Source organism: Parasutterella secunda (genome assembly GCF_023336895.1).
Lineage (GTDB): Bacteria > Pseudomonadota > Gammaproteobacteria > Burkholderiales > Burkholderiaceae_F > Aphodousia > Aphodousia faecalis.
Window position 1 is genome coordinate 110,537 of the sequence record NZ_JAMBLT010000002.1, and the last position, 17,849, is coordinate 128,385.

Sequence of the window (17,849 nt, forward strand, 5' to 3'; positions counted from 1 at the left end):
CCCGTGCAACTTGAAAAAAGCGCACGGGACTTTGAGCAATACCAATACTCTATCAGAGCATCTTCAAGCCGCTTTCGATATTGGCAATGACGGTGTCTTTACCAAACAATTCAAGCGTCTTATCAAAGACAGGCGAAATCTTTTCACCAAAGACCAGCACACGAATAGGCACTGCCACCACAGGCATCTTGATACCCATTTCATCCATGATGCTCTTTAAAACACCGTAGATGTTTTCTGCGGTCCAATTCTCAACACCGCGGGCGCGTTCAAGGAAAAGCTTCACAGCTGCCAAGCTTTGTTCATTGGCAAGCACCTCACGCACAAGCGCTTCATCGCGCTGCAACGGGCGGTAGAAAATCATGCAGTTGTCGGCAAGCGCTTCGAGCGTTTCGGGACGCTGCTTAGTGATTTCCATCACACGGGCCAAATCGGCATGACCGTCAATCACGCCGCCTCGAGCTTCGATACGCGGACGCACCAAACGGGCAAGACGATCGTTGTCAGCCTCTGCGATATAGAGGTGATTCAAGTGATTGAGCTTCTTTGGATCCAAACAAGCGGGAGACTTGGAGCAATGACGCAAATCAAACCACTCGGCCAATTGAGCCTTCGTGAATTTTTCATCATTGCCGTGGCCCCAACCCAAACGAGCAAGGTAGTTAACCAAAGCTTCAGGCAAATAGCCCTTCTTTTCGTAATCCATTACGCTTGCGTCGCCATTGCGCTTACTCAACTTACGATTATCCGGACCATTGATGAGCGGCAGGTGGGCAAATTCCGGCACTTCAGCACCCAAGGCCTTATAAAGATTGATCTGACGAGGGGTGTTATTGATATGGTCAGCACCGCGAACAACGTGGCTCACCTTCATGTCGATATCGTCAACCACAACAGCGAAGTTATAGGTCGGAATACCGTCACCGCGCATAATCACCAAATCGTCCAATTCGGTATTTTCAAAAGAAATCGGGCCATAGACCATGTCATTCCAGGTAACCGTGCCGGTATCGGGATTGCGGAAACGGATTACAGGCGTGATGCCTCCCGGAATCGGACGACCGACACAATTTTCAGGACGCCAGCGACCGTCGTAACGAGGCTTAATCTTCTTGGCCATCTGTTCTTCGCGCAAGGCTTCCAACTCTTCCTTGGTGGCGTAGCACTTATAAGCCAAGCCCTTTTCGAGCATCATATCGACCACTTCTTTATAGCGGTTCAAACGATCCATTTGGTAGATAGGACCTTCGTCGTAATCGAGTTCCAACCACTTCATGCCATTGATGATCACGTCAACGGCTTCTTGCGTGGAGCGCTCCTGGTCCGTATCTTCGATACGAAGGAGGAACTTGCCGCCTACAAAGTGGCGTGCATAGGCCCAGCAGTAAATAGCCGTGCGGGCGGTGCCCAAGTGCATCATTCCGGTCGGAGACGGTGCGATACGCGTGCGAATTTCTTTCATTTTGTCTTATTAGAAACGATTAAGAGAATTTATTAATTTTAAGCCATCGCAAAGGCTTCGTCTAGAAAAGTGAGAACATTCGGTGTGTTTTTCCACAATTTTTGTGAACAACATTGTGGACAACTTTGGGAATTCTTGGGGAAAAAGGTGTGCAAAAAGTGCGGCGAATAAAAAAAGAACCGCTTGCTCAATGGCTTGCGGCTCTTCTTTTATAAAACTCGTTCAGAACGAATTACAGGCTCTTCACCTTTTCCACGAGGCTGGCAAAGCCGGCCTTGTCGAAGATAGCCATATCGGAAAGAACCTTACGGTCCAAAGCGATGTTAGCCTTCTTCAAGCCGTTCATGAACACGCTGTAGGTCATGCCGTTGGCGCGAGCGCCGGCATTGATACGAGCGATCCACAAGCGACGGAAAACGCGCTTCTTATTGCGACGGTCACGGTAAGCGTACTGACCGGCCTTCATCACCGCTTGCTTGGCAACGCGGAAAACATTATTGCGACGAAGAATGAAACCCTTGGAGAGTTTCATAATCTTCTTATGACGAGCACGAGCGGTTACACCACGTTTTACTCTGGGCATCTTTCTCTCCTCCTAATTAGGCGTAGGGCAACATACGATGGATGGACTTGCTGTCAGAGTCGTGAATGGTGACCATTCCGCGCAAATGACGCTTGTTCTTCGTCGTACGATGGGAAAGAATGTGACGCTTGGTAGCGTGAGCACGCTTAATGGAGCCGCCGGAGCGCACTTTAAAGCGCTTAGAGGCAGCCTTCTTCGTTTTCATCTTCGGCATTTGACCGATTTCCTTTTGTTATTAGATGATCACCGGTGCTTTCACACCTTGCGAAAGACTTGTCAACCGGATCTCACTTGTTATAGGCCGAGTCCCATTTTGCCTTATCGCGGCACACAAAAAAGTCCGCGAGGGATTCTAAAAAGAATGACTCGGCTACGAAATTGCAAATGATATTACTTTTTGCGTTTAGGCGCAAGTACCATAATCATCTGGCGGCCTTCAAGTTTCGGGAATTGTTCTACTTGAGCAATTTCTGCCAGATCTTCGCGAATGCGTGTGAGCACATCTTGGCCTAAATCCTGATGGGCCATTTCACGACCGCGGTAACGAAGCGTCACTTTTGCCTTGTTGCCGTCACCCAAGAAGCGGATGAGCGCGCGAAGCTTCGTTTGATAGTCATTTTCATCGGTGGCCGGACGGAACTTCACTTCCTTGACCTGAATGACCTTTTGCTTGGCCTTCATTTCCTGTTGGCGCTTTTGTTCTTGATAACGGAACTTGCCGTAGTCCATCAAGCGGCAAACAGGAGGATTAGCCTTAGCGGCCACTTCCACCAAATCCACCCCCGCTTCTTCGGCCATGGCCAAAGCTTCGGAAGTGCGCACAATACCGATTTGGGTGCCATCGACACCCGTCAAGCGAATTTCAGGCACGCGAATCTCACGATTGATTCGGTGCGTACGTTCTTGAGCTATGATCGTTCTCCTAAAAACTCTACATTGTCACGCAAGACAGCGCGAAGCGCTCACTTTACCACTTTTTGTTTGATTTTTGGTGAGCAAAAACTTAAAAAACAACACAAAAAAGCAATTTTTTCACTTCTCGACACTAAAACACCCGACCGCGAATGCTTCACGAGCCGGGTGTTTGGTCAAACTGAAAAAATCACTTCAATCAGTTATTGACCTTTTGGGCGTTTTCATCAACCACACGAGCGATGAAATCTTCAAGTTTCATGACACCCAAGTCCTTGCCTCCGCGAGCGCGGACGGCAACCGTTCCGGCTTCACGTTCCTTTTCACCGACAACAACAATGTACGGAATCTTCTGCAAGCTCAATTCGCGAATCTTGTAGTTGATCTTTTCGTTGCGAACATCTTTTTGAACCCGAAGACCGGCCGCCTTCATCTTAGCGGCGATTTCATCAACATAATCGGCCTGATGTTCAGTGATGTTGGCAATAGCCACTTGAACCGGGGCCAACCATACCGGCATAGCACCCGCGTAGTGTTCAATCAACATACCGATCCAACGTTCAAGAGAACCGATGATGGCACGGTGCAACATCACAGGCGTCTTTCTCGTATTGTCTTCGGCCACGTATTCAGCTCCCAGGCGGCCCGGCATTTGGAAGTCAACCTGAATCGTACCGCACTGCCACGAGCGACCCAAGCAGTCCTTTAAGTGGTACTCAATCTTCGGACCGTAGAAAGCGCCTTCACCGGGCAAAATGTCATACTTCAGGCCAAGCGCATCCAAGCTTTGCATCAAAGCGGCTTCGGCTTTGTCCCAAGCGGCGTCTTCACCGATACGCATGGCAGGACGCGTGGCCACTTTGTAGGCAATATTGTCAAAACCGAAGGTGTGATACACCTCTTTAACCAACTTGGAATAAGCTTCACATTCGGCCAAAATCTGATCTTCGGTACAGAAAATATGGCCGTCATCCTGCGTGAAGCCTCTGACGCGCATCAAACCATGCAAAGAGCCCGACGGTTCATTGCGGTGGCATTGACCGAATTCACCGATACGCATCGGCAAATCGCGATAGCTGCGCAAAGCGGAGTTGAAAATCTGAATGTGACCCGGGCAGTTCATGGGCTTTAAGGCGTAGTAACGGTTTTCAGACTCCGTCGTGAACATATTTTCACGATACTTGGCCCAGTGGCCGGAACGTTCCCAAAGCGAGCGGTCAAGCACTTGAGGCGCTTTAACTTCGTCGTAGCCGTTATCTTGATAAATCGTACGCATGTACTTTTCAACTTGCTGCCACAAAGCCCAGCCCTTGGCATGCCAGAAAATCATGCCCGGCGCTTCTTCCTGCAAGTGGAAGAGATCCAATTCCTTGCCCAAGCGACGGTGGTCACGTTTTTCCGCTTCTTCAAGCATCGTGAGGTAGGCTTTGAGGTCATCTTTTTTGAGCCAAGCGGTGCCGTAAATGCGTTGCAGCATTTCGTTTTTGGAGTCACCCCTCCAGTAGGCGCCGGCCACCTTCATGAGCTTGTGCACCTTCAATTTGCCCGTGCTCGGCACGTGAGGGCCGCGGCAAAGGTCAACGAAGTCACCTTGTTCATAAAGCGAAATCGTTTCACCTTCCGGAATCGCTTCAATGAGCTCAGCCTTATATTTTTCACCGAGTCCGAGGAAGAATTTGATCGCGTCTTCACGCTTCATTTCCTTGCGAACGATCGGGATATTTTTAGCGGCCAACTCATCCATGCGCTTTTCGATGGCCGTCAAATCTTCGGGCGTAAACGGACGCTTGTAGGAAAAGTCATAGTAAAAACCGTTTTCGATAGCCGGTCCGATCGTCACCTGAGCATCGGGATAGAGTTCTTTGACAGCCTGAGCCATCAAGTGAGCGGTAGAGTGACGAACGATTTCGAGCGCTTCAGGATCCTTTTCTGTGATGATGGCCAATGTGGCGTCATGGTCAATGACTGTGGAGGTATCCACCAACTTATCATCAAGACGTGCGGCAATTGCGGCTTTGCCAAGGCTCGTGCTGATGCTCTTGGCTACATCGGCGACTGACACAGCCGATTCAAATTCTCGTTTGGAACCGTCTGGAAGCGTTACGAATAGCATTTTTCCATTCCTTATTCTTCGGTATAAATCTATAAAAAAAGTGTGGCTTACCGAAAAGCCACACTTTTAATTTTGAATGATTTTCAAGCAACACAAGCGGGCTCGTTAGCAAATTGTTAACGAGTTGTTGTAGTTCGGAGAGTATTGCGACTCAGAATCACTTGAAAATTCCTATTAAACTGACGGGGTTATTTTAGCCCTCGCAAAAGCGCTTTGTAAAGCACTGCAATGAGCAGTTTTGCTTAAAACACACTTTTGTATATGGCTAAAACGTCTTCAGAGGTCAATTTTTTAAATTGTCCGATCGTACCCGTTCGGGCACAAGCACTCGCCGCGCAGGCTTCAAGCGCCTCTTGAGTTAACCCGAAGTCAGAGAGTTTTGTAGGCATCTTCATCGCCGCATAGAAGGCCTGCAGTTTGGCAATCCCCTCTTCAAGCGTCTCAACACCCATCACGTTCTTCGCAAAACGCTGCATACGGGCGGGATTCACCTCCGCCACATAACGAAGCCAGGCAGGCGTAATCACCGCAAGTCCTGCTCCATGGGTAATAGCGGGATCAAAAGCCGACAGTTCGTGCTCCATCGCGTGACAGGCCCAATCTTCAACCTGCCCCAAACCGTAGTAGCCGTTATGAGCCCAGCTGCCCACCATGGCGACCTGACACCAGGCGTCGTAGTCACTGTGGTTTTCAAGCAACTTCGATCCCATTTCCATGGCCGTGCGAATGGCAGCTTCAGCCTGACCGCTCACAAACTCCACATGCTCCGTATTGGTGAAATAGCGCTCAAAGATGTGGCTAATCATGTCAACGACACCGGCCGCAATCTGGTTCTCAGGTAACGTAAAGAAAAGTTCCGGATTAACCACTGAGATCAACGGACGAATCTTTTCGCTCGCGGTTCCAAGCTTAAGTCCATTGTGGTTAATCACCATGCGGATGGACTGCTCACTGCCGGCGGCAGGAATGGTCAGCACACAGGCCACCGGGATAGCATCGGTGATTGCCACGCCTTTGGTGAAAAAGTCCCAAGCATCACCATCGTACTTTGCCCAGGCCGCCGCTACTTTGCAGGTATCAATAACGCTTCCGCCGCCGATCGCCAAAAGGGCATCCACTTGAGAGTCCACCGCAATCTTTTTAACCTTGGCCGCAAAATCCAACGTGGGATTGGCACGCACGCCACCGATTGTGAAATACTCAATGCCGACTTCTTCCAAAGAGGTCTGGACAGCGGAAACAGTTCCGTTTTTCAAAGCGCTGCCGCCACCGTAGACAATCAGCACCTTGCCGATATTTTCTTTTTTGAGTGCCTCACCCAATTTCTTATGTTCATCACGACCGAAAAGAATACGGGTGGGATTGCAGTAATTAAAGTTCAGCATAAAGACACCTACAATGAAATTTCTCTGAAGAATCTAGCACAAAATTTTAGAGCTCAAAAAGAACATTTTGTCCAAAACAATATCAAGTTGGCATTAGTTTTATCTGTGATACGAATGCATCCCGATCATTTTCCGCTATTTCAAAAAGCCGACTGAGTTAAAATGAGTGGATTGACTAACTGCTTAAAGGAAACTCCCATGAGCACAGAAAAGAAAAATCTGGAACCGGGCTTGCCGCCCCTTTTACCGGAAACCAAAACGGTAATGGATACATTGATGGCCGCTGATCTAATCAAAAAGGCTCTTCAATTGGCTGTGGATCAGGACGATCTTTGCTTACAAGAACAAATTGCCATCACCGAAACTCCCTCCTCCCCCTTCGGTGAAGAAATCCGCGGAAAAGATTTTGTTGAACGCTTCACCAAACTCGGTCTTTTAGATGTTCACATGGATGAAGTGGGCAATGTGATCGGCCGTCGTCCGGGTGTGGGTCCCGAACCCCGTACCAAACTCATCATTTCAGCTCACTTGGATACGGTGTTTGCCAAGGACACTAATTTCAAGGTTCGCCAAGAAGGAAACCGCTTCTACGCGCCTTCCATTGGTGACGACTCCCGTGGCTTAGCCGGTCTTTTGCAAGTCATCCGCATGTTCCAAGAGCTCAACATCCAAACCTTGGGCGACATTATTTTTGTCGCCACGGTCGGTGAAGAAGGCGAAGGTGACTTGCGCGGTGTGAAGCATCTTTTCCGTGATCCCAACGTGGATGTGGACGCCTTTATGTCGCTTGACTGGTGTGATCCGAGCGAAGCCATTGTGGGCGCAACGGGAAGTTTGCGCTATCGCGTGAGCTTTGACGGCCCCGGCGGACACAGCTATTTGGGCTTCGGACAGCCCTCCGCCATCCACGCCTTGATGCGTACCGGCAAGGTTCTTTGTGATTTAGAAGTGCCCAAAGACCCCAAGACCACTTACACCGTGGGTGTTGTCAAAGGCGGCACAACGGTCAATTCCATCGCCGCGCACGCTTCAATGGATATCGACATGCGCAGCACGGAAAACGCCTCGCTTTTAGCTTTGCGCGACAAGATTCTTCCCTGCTTTGAAAAAGCCTGTGAAGAAGAAAACGCCCACTGGGGCATCACCGATGAAGCCAACAAGGTGAAAGTTACGGTTACCCCAATCGGCAACCGTCCCGCTGGCCAACAACCCCATGAAAGTCCGGTTTGCCAAGCGATCCGAGCGGGTCTTCTCGCCTTGGGTCTTCCCCTTCATATGTATGCCTCCACCTCAGGCGACCACAACGTCTCGCTGAGCATGGGTATCCCGAGCTTGGCGATGGGCGCGGGCGGCCGCAACTGGAAGATGCATACGCTCGATGAAGTCTATGAACACGTGGATGCCTATCAAGGCCCGCAACTCGCGTTCTTAATGGCTTGCGCCATGAGCGGTGTTGACGGTGTCACGAAGGGCTTTTTGAAAAAACGCGCACGCTAATTTGTCATTAGCCTGAAGTGACAAACGCCTGTCTGGGAAAGTCCTTAGACAGGCGTTTTAGTTTAACGGGCGCGGTTGGCGACTGCCTTTTGAACCTTTTGATAGGTCTTCCAATGAAAATAACTTTGAAGCAAAACCGAGATGCAGATTAAAGCCAAGCCAATGTAGAAAGCAAAGTTAAGATCCTTGGCTTCATTGAAAATAATCATGGCCAAAATAATGCTGTAAACGGGTTCAAGGTTGTAGCTTAAGTTGACGGTAAAGGCAGAAAGTCGTTTGAGTGCCTCGACTTGAAGCGAGAACATGCCAACCGTGCAAAAAGAAGACAAAATCAGAAGATAAATCAAATCGGACATTGAGGGCACAATTGTCTCAACCGGGAAAAACGACAAATAAAGTGGCAAAAAAGCGCTCATGATGACAAAACTGGCCGCAATCTCATAAAAAAGAAACGTCATGAGCGGATAGTCGGAGCCCACCCTGCGGTTTTCGATCGTCAGGAACGCGGCGGCGACAGCCGAGAGCACCCCCAGAACAATGCCCACCTGATAGCGCGTATCGAAGTGGAAAATGAGCGCGATACCGATAATCGTAAGAAGACTAAAAGCAATTTCTCTTAAAGAAAAAGCCCTCTTACTCCAAACGGGATCAATAATGGCGGTAAAGAATCCGAGAGAAGCAAAGCAGACAACACCGATGGACACATTGGAATATTTGATGGAGCCGTAAAAAAGAAGCCAATGCACGCAAAGCAAGAGCCCAACCCAAGCAATACGCAGGATATCTTTCAAAGGCAGGCGGATTTGCCCATGCTTGACAAGCAGGTAAAGCAGAAAGAAACCGCTTGCAAACATCACACGGTACCACACCAATAGGCCTTCATTGAGTGTAATCAAGCGGCCCAACACGCCGGTGAAGCCGGCTAATAATATGGAAAGGTGCAAAATCACAAAAGCGTATGAAAGCATGGCAAAGGCAACATCAAACCGTTTAAAAACGATCGGAATTGTAGCGATATTTCCATTAACAAACTCTTCCCACGATCCATTCTTACTGCTCTGTGATATAGTGAAAAGGTTGGATTTTCCTGAAAAAAGGACTGAAAATGAAAAAATCCCAAACAAAGAAAGCCGCCGGCGGCACCCAATGGTCTTCCCTGTTTGATGACATTTTTGGGCTAAAAGCCTGGCATGACAAAAAGGGCCGCCGTGATAAAAAGCGCATCCCCTGGCAATGGGCTCTGTGGGGAGCGCTTTTATTTTTCATGTTGGGTTTTCTGATCCCGACGGATTCGGCTTGGATTTTGTTGGTGGCGATTGCTGCGGCTGTCATCATCTATTTTGCCCGCAGTACCGAAGCGGTTGAAGAGCAAGTATTGCTTTTAACGGACAATCGCACGCCGGCTCAAAAAGAAGCGCATAAACGCCGCGAAGCCGCTAAAGCCCAACGGGCATCCGGCACACGCAAACCACGTACGCGTCAAAGTGCCCCCATCTCTCGTCCTGCAGAGACAACTGAGGCGGTAGCCTCTGAGGCTCAAGAAGCAGCCAAACCCACTGCAACTCAAAGCAGCAAGCCCAAGAAAACAAAACGCACAACCCGCACTCGCAAAGTACAGACTTCAAAGAGCGCGCCTGAAATGAAAGCAACAGTCACACCGGAATCCTCTGCTCAAACAGAAAAAGAACCCGTTGCCACCGTGACTGCCGTGGGCCTTGATAACACAACGACAACAAAAGAAGTCAAAAAACCGAGAAAACCGCGTGCGCCGAGAAAAACCAACCGCACGGCTGAAAAAACCAAAAGCCCGACCAAAACGACAGCGCGTAGGCCCAGAAAGCCTAAAGCAAAAGCCGCTCCTGCTCTGACCTCTCAGGCTCCGGTTGCAACACCTCAACCGTCTGAAAACGCTGATAAATGAGCAGTTGATTAAACCATTTTTTATTAACCCATCGTCACGCCAGACGGTGGGTTATTTTTTGACGCTTTTTAAAAACTCTTTCAAGATTAGTAAATACCCTTAAAGCAATACGCTTATGCCTAGGTGAACTCCCTATTTTCGATTGTGTTACGCCTCTATACGATGGGCAAAATATGGGTTTGTATCCCAAAAAATTAATTAACTGAACGTGAAAGGAAATACCCATGTTTGAGGGCATGCTTTTTTACATATTCGTCTGCTTGGCGTTTTTCGCCATCGGCGACTTCTTAGGGGTGGCCACTAAGGCAAAAGTCTCCTCCGTGTTCGTGAGTCTGCTTTTGTTCTTAATCTTCTTTATGGCCGACTGGATTCCGGATGACGTCATTAATCAGGCCGGTTTAACGCAGATCGGAAAATGGGCCGTGGGCTTTGTGGTCTTTGGCATGGGTACCACGATCAATATGCGTGAATTGATGGCTGAATGGCGCACGGTGGCAACCGCCTGCTTATCCATGGCTGTCATTTGGATCGGCATGATTGTGCTCGTTCCCTTGATCGGCAAAAACGAAACCATTGTTGCTATTCCGATTATCAATGGCGGTATCGTGGCCACGCAGATCATGACCTCCGCAGCCATGGAAAATGGCCTCGAAATGGCTGCCGCTTTGGGTACCATTCTCTACGCTGTGCAAAAATTCTTCGGCACGCCTTTTGCCTCTTACTTCGGTTTGCGCGAAGCCCGCGAAGTGTTGGCCGTGTACCGTCAAACCGGCGTGAACCCCAATAAGGCTCAACCCAAAGCCGGCGAAGAACCCAAGCTCACTTTCTTTGATAAGCACAAGAAGTACTACGGTCAGTTTGTCTGCTTGGGCATCACGGCCTTCTTCTCTTGGGTGGCTTGGTGCATCGGTCAATTCACCGGTTTAAGCTACACGATTTGGTGCTTGATTTTGGGCGCCATCATGGCAACGACGGGTCTTGTGCCGAAAAATATTCTTGCTCAAGCCAAGTCGGGCGGTATCTTTAACGTTGCCGTGTTCGCTTCCATCATCCCGAGTTTGGCCAAGATTGAATTGGGCGATCTCATCGTGTTGGGCTACAGCACGGTCATCGTCTTTATCGTTGTCTTTGTTCTGCTTTATGTCTGCTTCGGTATTTTGCCGCTTTGGAAAGTTCAAGGTCACAAAAACGTCGCCTTGGGTGTGGCCGCCGCTCAGCTTTTGGGCTTCCCGGCTACCTACCTGATTGCCAACGAAGTGGCAACGGCTGCGGCTGAAAACGAAGAAGAAAAACAAGTTGTTTTGGATGCCATCATGTCGAAGTACCTTGTGGCCGGTTTCACAACCGTGACCTCGGTTTCCGTCATCATCGCAGGTATCTTCGAAACCTTTATTGTTGCGTAACGAATTCTGAACCAAGAGAAAGGAAAGTATCATGTTTAAATTTGACGCTCAAGACTATCCTTACGCCTCCAAGCGCCACGTGGTCTACGCTAAAAACGGCATGTCCTGCGTGGGCAACCCATCGGGCGCCGCAGCCGGCCTTAAGGTTTTGCTCAAAGGCGGCAACGCCATTGACGCGGCCGTGGCCGTAGCCGCTGCTCAGCCTGTCGTCGAACCCACCGGCAACGGTTTGGGCGCTGACTGCTTCGCCCTTATCTGGTACAAGGGCAAACTCTACGGTATCAATGGTTCAGGTCCTTTGCCCAAAGCCGCCTCCATTGCCAAACTAAAAGAACGCGGCTTTGAAAGCATCCCGCCCTATGGGGTCGAGCCGATCGATGTCCCCGGTGCTGTCGGCGGCTGGATGGCCATGCATGAGCGTTTCGGCCGTTTGCCCTTGGAAGAAGTGATGCAACCGGCTATTGATTATGCTGAAAACGGTTACCCCGTTTCTCCCAACATCAGCCGCTTGTGGGAAGAAGCCTATAAGAATTACAGCAAGTATCGTGATCGTCCGGAATTTAAGGGCTGGTTTGACACCTTTGCGCCGAACGACACATGGTTGCGCCCGGGCGATGTGTTTAAGAGCCATGATATGGCCGAAACGCTTCGCGAAATCGCCCGCACCAAGGGTGAATCTTTCTACCGCGGCGCTTTGGCTCAAAAGATCGATGCCTTCATGAAGGAACATAACGGCTTCCTGTCGGCCGAAGACTTGGCCGCCTACCATCCCGAATGGGTTGAACCTTTGAAGACCGACTACCGCGGCTATGATGTTTGGGAAATTCCGCCCAACAGCCACGGCATCACGGTTTTGATGGCTCTTAACATCCTGAAGGGCTTCACGTTCGGCGAACGCGACACGATCGATACGCTGCACAAGCAAATCGAAGCCATGAAGCTTGCCTTCGTGGATACGATGGAATACGTGGCAGAACCCTCTCACATGATTGTGACTTCTGAACAGCTCTTGAGCCAGAAGTATGCCGATGACCGCAGAAAACTGATTAAACCGGATTCTGCTTTGATGCCTGAAGTGGGCGATCCCCGCTACAGCTCCACGGTGTACTTTGCCACGGCTGACGCCGAAGGCAACATGGTGAGCATGATTCAAAGTAACTTCAGAGGTTTCGGCTCCGGTATCGTGGTTCCGGGTACAGGTATTTCGTTAAATGACCGTGCTCAAAACTTCCGCTTCGATGAAAAGCACCCGAATGCTTACGAAGGCGGCAAGCGTCCGTATCACACGATTATTCCGGCTTTCATCTCCAAGGGTGATCAACCGATCTCAGCCATGGGCATCATGGGCGGCTGGATGCAACCCCAAGCTCACTTGCAAGTGATCATGAATATGATCGACTTCCACCTGAACCCGCAACAAGCCTTGGACGCTCCGCGTTGGCAGTGGATCGGCGGCAAGAAGGTTGAAGTGGAACATGACATGCCCAACCACTTGGTTCGCTTGTTACAACGCATGGGCCACGACATTGTTGTCCAACCTGACCCCTATCACATGGGGCGCGGCCAAGTGATTTTGCGCGATGAAAAGACCGGTATTCTCTGCGCCGGTACTGAAAAGCGCACTGATGGTCAAATCGCTAGTTTCTAATGTTCTAGTTCATTAGACCTTCCAAGACAAACCGGACGAGCAAAAACTCGTCCGGTTTCACTTTTTTTTATTTGAGACAAAATCAAAACCTTACTCTATTGGCGGCAACTCAGCCCCCAACATGAAAAGCGCGGCCTCAACCTTACGGATGGGATAGGGACCTTCCAGCCAGGCACTCCCCTTTTTGTTTGCTTTGGCCTTTCTGATTGCCTCGGCCACCGCCCATGAGGCAAGCACATTGCTGTTGGCAAAGGTCCTCTCACGCATAGGACGCTTTTTCATCGTATCGAGTCTTTGAAACACATTGCCATTCCAGGAAGCATCACGGCCTTTGTCCTTTTTTGTTTTTCCCCATCCTTGAAGACTGCCCAATTGAAGCTCCTTCGGAAGCTTAATGTCTTGGCTGATGCAATATTCACGGATAAAGTAGCAAAGAGCTGCGCAAACACGGCTCTCATACGTTATAAAGTCAGGCAAAAGCGTCGCGTAAATGCGCGAATGAAATGAGGACATACGCGGACCGAAATCTTTTCCGAATATCGTGTATTCAGGCGAATCGTCCGCAAGTTGGCTACACGCATAGGCTGTGCACTCACACAGATTTTTTGATGCCTGCAATGTTTCGAGATTGCTGTTTAAAACCAGGCTGTCCTCACCGAACATATCAATCACGATTTGAATAAAAGCCTCATCATCGCGCTTATCTATGACCTCTTTGAGCGGCTTTTCATAGTGAATAAGCCGATTTTGAAATTCTCGGTTTGGCGCTTCCTGAATATACTGCTCCCATGCATCCTCCAGACTCGTAAAACAGTACTGAGCCTTTGGGCGATAGGTTTGAGTAAGGTAAGGCGGGTCAAAAACGCGGCCGGCAATATACTCCGCCAAATAATCTGTAAAGGCATCCACAACAGGCTGCATCAAATAATGCTCTCGAGCCGAAATCAAGGAATAACTCTCCGACATGTCACTACTACCTTTTAGACATCCACGGAGTTATTGTACGCAACTTATTGAGCTAAAAGAAAAATTAAGAGCAGTCGCTTTTGAACCCATCCCTTGATTTTTTCTAACGGTTAAGAAATTCAAAGCGTGCAAGGAAACTCTTAGAATCAAACTATGCAAGACAATGAATCTAAGCAACTTTATCGACATAAATTTCGTTACACGGATGTAGCGTTGAGTATGCTGACTCGTTTTAAAAGCAGCACGATCAATATTAGCGATTGATAGCCTCTGCAAATCAAATTGATTCAAAATCGTCGTAACGCCCCTGAATAGCCAAAATGAAGTCTCTTAACGCATAGCACGACATGAAAAACGCGCTGATGGGAATGGCGGCGTAAGCCACTTTCACCTGCATCCAGGGAATGGACTGCATGTAAGCATGAGCACGCATTACCCATACCCAACCGTAGTAACAAATCAGAACGTACGTAAGAAGTTCAATCACACAGACAATGGCTCTGCAGATTTTTCCGACTTTGCCTTCCAGACGCTCTGTCATCACTTCGACCACAAAGTGGTTTCTCGTGCGCACCAATTCCTGGGCACCCAAAAAAATCATCCAAATCAGGCAAATCTGAATCCAATCATCTGTCTGAGTAAAGTTGTAGATGGGGACAAAGCGCACAAAAACGTTTGCCAAGAACATGACAACGATTGCCCCCAGGGCAACGACGCAAATGAGACGCGTGATACGGCTTACCCAATGATCAATGGTTTTTAAAATTCTCAGCATCTCATCACCCCACAATACCGGCCAAGCCTAAAGACAATCCCGGAATAAAGGCCACAGCCATCGCCATCAAAATCATAATCACCACATAGCCCACAGACTTCTTGGCAATCTCCATGACCTTCTCGCCAGTAATCGAGGCCATGACGTATAGGTTAAGTCCCACGGGTGGCGTGAGCACTCCAACGGCCAACGCAATGCACATCACAATGCCCAATTGAATGAGATCATAATTAAAGCTCTTGGCAATCGGCACAAAAATTGGCACCGTGATGAGCAAAATGGCCGTGCCTTCCATAAAGCAGCCCATGATCACCAAAATCAGAATAATGATCAAAAGGATTATGGCAAATGAAGAAAACGTGGATGAGACAAAAGCGATGGTTTGCTGAGGAATACGGGTATACAAGAGCACATACTGGAAAAATCCGGCTGTTGCGATCACAAACATCACCTTCGCGGTTTGCTCAACGGTATTCCAAAGAATGGAAGGCAGGTCTGAAAGCTTTAATGTCTTAAAAACAAAAAGCCCGAGGATAAAGACATAAAAGGAAGCGACAGCGGCAGCTTCGGTGGCGGTAAAAAGACCGGCAAACATACCGCCAATCACAATGACTGGTGTCAGAAGTGACCAAAAAGCATCCTTAAAACCCGTCCAGCGCTCACTCCAAGAGGCTTTGGGGGTGACCGTATAGCCTTCCTTTTTACACACATAGGAAGACCAGAGCATAAAAGCCAACCCTAAGAGAACGCCCGGAACAGCGCCCGCGGCAAAAAGCGCGTTGACACTGGTTTGCGTAAGGCCCGCAAATAAGATGAGTGTAATAGATGGCGGAATAATCGGACCCAGGGCGCCGCCTGCGGCAATGGTGGCGCAGCTAAAGGCGCGGTCGTAACCTGATTTAGTCATTTCGGCGATGGCGATCATGCCAATGCCTGCCGCGCAAGCAGCGGCAGAACCTGACATCGCCGCCATCACGATACAGGCCACAATGGCGGCATTGGACAAACCGCCCGCTTTATGACCCAAACAGACACGACCGAAACCGAAAAGGCTTTTGGAGATACCGCCCACACTCATGAGGTTACCCATGAGCAGGAAAAACGGAATAGACATCAAGGTGATGCCCGAGACTTGGGAGAACATGCGCTGAGGCACAAGAAAGAGCCTTGTCATGTCGCCTCCTGCCATTAAAAAAGTAGCAATGGAAGCAAAACCCATTGTGACGGCTGTTGTCACCCCCAGTAAAAGAAGAACCAGCACGCCCGCAAAAATCGCAAACATCACCATGGTCTAAACACCCTTCTTATTCCGTCGCTTTAACGGCGTTTAAGACTTCCTGCATGGCGTCTTTACCAGCCAGTTCTGCCACTTTTTCATACGCAGGCGCCATCTTTTCAATAAACGATTGGCGATCAGGATAGGTGACATTCATCCCTTTTTTCTTCAGCTCTTCAACCACGGCGCTTTCCCCTTCGCTAATCATCTTGCGCGTGAGGTTTTGGGCATTGACCGCTTCTTCCTTCAAAATGGCTTGTTGCTCGCCGGACAAGCCATCATAGACCGTCTTGTTAATTAAAAGCACTTGGCAGTCAAAGTAGTGATTGGTCATGGCTAATTGGTTTTGTGTCTCATAAAGGCTGTCGGCCAAAATGGTGAAAACCGGGTTTTCTTCTCCGACCACCACGCCTTGCTTGAGCGACGTGTAGAGTTCTGAGTAGGCGATGCTTTGCGTGTTGGCGCCGATCGCGTCAAAGGCGGCCAATAGACCGGTGGCAGGCGGCACGCGGATTTTCACGCCTTTTAGGTCTTCGGCTTTATTGACAACAACGTTTTGGGTGGTTGTCTGGCGGAACCCATAATCAAACATGGATAAACCCATGGCATCGTAGGAAGCCAAACCTTTATTCATCCAGGGCATCACAAAATTGTCAATGACCTGATGAGCCTGATCGTAGCTCTTAAATAAGAAAGGAGCCGTCATGGCGTTGAGCTTTTTATCGTACATAGCCATGTTGCCCAACGAAACCACTGCCATATCCAAGGCGCTCATTGTTACCTGCTCGGCAAGAGCCGGTTGATCACCCAGTTCTCCAGAAGGATAAACCTCAACCTTTAATTCCCCTTTTGTTCGGCTTTCCACATTTTGTGCAAACTGAAGAGCGGCTGCGTGGTGGGCGTGACTGGTGGCAGCTGTATGCGCCAGGCGAATGGTTTGAGCGGCTTGTGCGGAAAAACTTGCTGCGATAAGGCAAGCGCCCGCGACAAACATGGCTTTAACAGCGGTTTGCATAATGGAGATCCTCCGGGGGTGAAAAAGAAATATCAATTTCTAAGTATAACGGGCTTAAGCGTTGATTATTCTTTCTCTTAGAAGAAATCCTGATGAGGCGTGGACAATCTTCTGTTCAGATCACCACTCTGTTGTCATTGGCTCATCTTTTTTAACTGCTATTTTAATTTCCAAACCCAAAACACTGAGCCAACGCATCAGCTGTCCGATACTGATATTTTCCGGATGGTTTTCCAAAAACGAAATCCTAGACTGACAAATTTGAGTTCGTTCAGCCAGCTCTTTCTGGGAAATGTTTTGAGATTTCCGGTAATCCTTTAAAAGACTTCCTAATTGATTCGTGAGATAGATCCGAGTTTCTAGCATTGAAAAAATATCTCCATTTGCGATATTTTAACATTATCGCAAAAAGAGATAATTAATAAATATCTTAAATACAGATTTTTTCTTCCTAAGCTTGTTAAATTTCTTTCACGCCGTTAGGAGCTGTCAGTTGTCGATTTCCTTCCAAATTAAGGAATACGTTCTCTCTCATTTTGTACCCCTGCTCGCTCTTTGTCTGGGCTTGGATTCTGGTTTAAAAAAATCTATTTCTTCTTCAATCTGAAACAACAAATCAAAATCCTGTGCACGATTCAAACTAATGGCTAAACGCACTAGACTCTTTAAGGAAATTTCTCCTTTGGACTCAAAACGCCGGAGTGATCCCAACGAAACGCCTGAGCGCTCTGCCAATTGTTCTTGGGACACATTCTGGTCCAGACGAATTCTTTTGAATCGATCTGCAATGCTGACACGAATATCCAGAGGAGAAATGAGATTATTAACTAAGCTCATTTTAGTAGTTAACGTTAGTTATCATTGTTTACTACTAATATTTTAACGGTTAACGA

At 48.7% G+C, this 17,849-nt stretch carries 17 protein-coding genes; 4 read left to right on the forward strand and 13 right to left on the reverse strand.

Annotated elements, in window-relative coordinates; genetic code table 11:
- Positions 1–52: 52 nt before the first annotated feature.
- The 6 genes from gltX to M3080_RS03240 all read right to left on the reverse strand — a co-directional run bounded on the left by gltX (position 53) and on the right by M3080_RS03240 (position 6,455).
- Positions 53–1,462 (reverse strand): glutamate--tRNA ligase, encoded by a 1,410-nt coding sequence (gene gltX, locus M3080_RS03215; RefSeq protein WP_249091867.1) that lies wholly within the window; start codon positions 1,460–1,462, stop codon positions 53–55.
- 232 nt (positions 1,463–1,694) lie between these two features.
- Entirely contained in the window at positions 1,695–2,045 is a 351-nt protein-coding gene (gene rplT, locus M3080_RS03220; RefSeq protein WP_022473626.1) for a 50S ribosomal protein L20, read from the reverse strand.
- 16 nt (positions 2,046–2,061) lie between these two features.
- A complete protein-coding gene (gene rpmI / locus M3080_RS03225; protein WP_022473627.1) occupies positions 2,062–2,259 on the reverse strand; it encodes a 50S ribosomal protein L35 in 198 nt (65 codons plus the stop codon).
- Between the two features lie 176 nt (positions 2,260–2,435).
- Positions 2,436–2,957 carry a translation initiation factor IF-3 gene (gene infC / locus M3080_RS03230; RefSeq protein ID WP_249092002.1) on the reverse strand — a complete coding sequence of 174 codons (522 nt, stop codon included), beginning with the start codon at positions 2,955–2,957 and terminating at the stop codon, positions 2,436–2,438.
- 199 nt (positions 2,958–3,156) lie between these two features.
- The gene (gene thrS / locus M3080_RS03235; protein ID WP_249091868.1) at positions 3,157–5,070 is read right to left on the reverse strand and encodes a threonine--tRNA ligase; all 1,914 of its coding nucleotides are present in this window, start codon (positions 5,068–5,070) and stop codon (positions 3,157–3,159) included.
- Positions 5,071–5,312: 242 nt separating this feature from the next.
- A complete protein-coding gene (locus tag M3080_RS03240) occupies positions 5,313–6,455 on the reverse strand; it encodes an iron-containing alcohol dehydrogenase (protein WP_249091869.1) in 1,143 nt (380 codons plus the stop codon).
- 198 nt (positions 6,456–6,653) lie between these two features.
- On the opposite strand from M3080_RS03240, the gene M3080_RS03245 reads away from it, so the two are divergent.
- Complete coding sequence (locus tag M3080_RS03245) at positions 6,654–7,952, forward strand: M20/M25/M40 family metallo-hydrolase (RefSeq protein ID WP_249091870.1); 1,299 nt, start codon at positions 6,654–6,656, stop codon at positions 7,950–7,952.
- Between the two features lie 62 nt (positions 7,953–8,014).
- Here the strand turns inward: M3080_RS03245 and M3080_RS03250 are convergent, their stop codons facing one another.
- Complete coding sequence (locus M3080_RS03250) at positions 8,015–8,920, reverse strand: DMT family transporter (RefSeq protein ID WP_249091871.1); 906 nt, start codon at positions 8,918–8,920, stop codon at positions 8,015–8,017.
- Positions 8,921–9,057: 137 nt separating this feature from the next.
- On the opposite strand from M3080_RS03250, the gene M3080_RS03255 reads away from it, so the two are divergent.
- From M3080_RS03255 to M3080_RS03265, 3 genes are all read left to right on the forward strand, one after another.
- Entirely contained in the window at positions 9,058–9,873 is an 816-nt protein-coding gene (locus M3080_RS03255; protein ID WP_249091872.1) for a hypothetical protein, read from the forward strand.
- A 224-nt stretch (positions 9,874–10,097) separates the two neighbouring features.
- Positions 10,098–11,276 (forward strand): hypothetical protein, encoded by a 1,179-nt coding sequence (locus M3080_RS03260; RefSeq protein WP_249091873.1) that lies wholly within the window; start codon positions 10,098–10,100, stop codon positions 11,274–11,276.
- A 31-nt stretch (positions 11,277–11,307) separates the two neighbouring features.
- Positions 11,308–12,924, forward strand: a complete 1,617-nt coding sequence (locus M3080_RS03265) for a gamma-glutamyltransferase family protein (protein ID WP_022473635.1) — start codon at positions 11,308–11,310, stop codon at positions 12,922–12,924.
- 90 nt (positions 12,925–13,014) lie between these two features.
- Here the strand turns inward: M3080_RS03265 and M3080_RS03270 are convergent, their stop codons facing one another.
- The 6 genes from M3080_RS03270 to M3080_RS03290 form a co-directional block, all read right to left on the reverse strand.
- Entirely contained in the window at positions 13,015–13,890 is an 876-nt protein-coding gene (locus tag M3080_RS03270; RefSeq protein WP_249091874.1) for a hypothetical protein, read from the reverse strand.
- 277 nt (positions 13,891–14,167) lie between these two features.
- A complete protein-coding gene (locus tag M3080_RS03275; RefSeq protein WP_249091875.1) occupies positions 14,168–14,665 on the reverse strand; it encodes a TRAP transporter small permease in 498 nt (165 codons plus the stop codon).
- 4 nt (positions 14,666–14,669) lie between these two features.
- Positions 14,670–15,953, reverse strand: a complete 1,284-nt coding sequence (locus M3080_RS03280) for a TRAP transporter large permease (RefSeq protein WP_249091876.1) — start codon at positions 15,951–15,953, stop codon at positions 14,670–14,672.
- A 16-nt stretch (positions 15,954–15,969) separates the two neighbouring features.
- A complete protein-coding gene (locus M3080_RS03285; protein ID WP_249091877.1) occupies positions 15,970–16,956 on the reverse strand; it encodes a TRAP transporter substrate-binding protein in 987 nt (328 codons plus the stop codon).
- A gap of 120 nt (positions 16,957–17,076) precedes the next feature.
- Positions 17,077–17,322 carry a helix-turn-helix domain-containing protein gene (locus M3080_RS09390; RefSeq protein ID WP_022473640.1) on the reverse strand — a complete coding sequence of 82 codons (246 nt, stop codon included), beginning with the start codon at positions 17,320–17,322 and terminating at the stop codon, positions 17,077–17,079.
- 165 nt (positions 17,323–17,487) lie between these two features.
- Entirely contained in the window at positions 17,488–17,793 is a 306-nt protein-coding gene (locus M3080_RS03290; protein WP_249091878.1) for a helix-turn-helix domain-containing protein, read from the reverse strand.
- Positions 17,794–17,849: the final 56 nt, after the last annotated feature.

Bases quoted from the DNA above. Each gene is read 5' to 3' on its own strand.
- gltX (WP_249091867.1), bottom strand. From the start codon at position 1,462: ATGAAAGAAATTCGCACGCGTATCGCACCGTCTCCGACCGGAATGATG.
- rplT (WP_022473626.1), bottom strand. From the start codon at position 2,045: ATGCCCAGAGTAAAACGTGGTGTAACCGCTCGTGCTCGTCATAAGAAG.
- rpmI (WP_022473627.1), bottom strand. From the start codon at position 2,259: ATGCCGAAGATGAAAACGAAGAAGGCTGCCTCTAAGCGCTTTAAAGTG.
- thrS (WP_249091868.1), bottom strand. From the start codon at position 5,070: ATGCTATTCGTAACGCTTCCAGACGGTTCCAAACGAGAATTTGAATCG.
- M3080_RS03240 (WP_249091869.1), bottom strand. From the start codon at position 6,455: ATGCTGAACTTTAATTACTGCAATCCCACCCGTATTCTTTTCGGTCGT.
- M3080_RS03245 (WP_249091870.1), top strand. From the start codon at position 6,654: ATGAGCACAGAAAAGAAAAATCTGGAACCGGGCTTGCCGCCCCTTTTA.
- M3080_RS03250 (WP_249091871.1), bottom strand. From the start codon at position 8,920: ATGCTTTCATACGCTTTTGTGATTTTGCACCTTTCCATATTATTAGCC.
- M3080_RS03255 (WP_249091872.1), top strand. From the start codon at position 9,058: ATGAAAAAATCCCAAACAAAGAAAGCCGCCGGCGGCACCCAATGGTCT.
- M3080_RS03260 (WP_249091873.1), top strand. From the start codon at position 10,098: ATGTTTGAGGGCATGCTTTTTTACATATTCGTCTGCTTGGCGTTTTTC.
- M3080_RS03265 (WP_022473635.1), top strand. From the start codon at position 11,308: ATGTTTAAATTTGACGCTCAAGACTATCCTTACGCCTCCAAGCGCCAC.
- M3080_RS03270 (WP_249091874.1), bottom strand. From the start codon at position 13,890: ATGTCGGAGAGTTATTCCTTGATTTCGGCTCGAGAGCATTATTTGATG.
- M3080_RS03275 (WP_249091875.1), bottom strand. From the start codon at position 14,665: ATGCTGAGAATTTTAAAAACCATTGATCATTGGGTAAGCCGTATCACG.
- M3080_RS03280 (WP_249091876.1), bottom strand. From the start codon at position 15,953: ATGGTGATGTTTGCGATTTTTGCGGGCGTGCTGGTTCTTCTTTTACTG.
- M3080_RS03285 (WP_249091877.1), bottom strand. From the start codon at position 16,956: ATGCAAACCGCTGTTAAAGCCATGTTTGTCGCGGGCGCTTGCCTTATC.
- M3080_RS09390 (WP_022473640.1), bottom strand. From the start codon at position 17,322: ATGCTAGAAACTCGGATCTATCTCACGAATCAATTAGGAAGTCTTTTA.
- M3080_RS03290 (WP_249091878.1), bottom strand. From the start codon at position 17,793: ATGAGCTTAGTTAATAATCTCATTTCTCCTCTGGATATTCGTGTCAGC.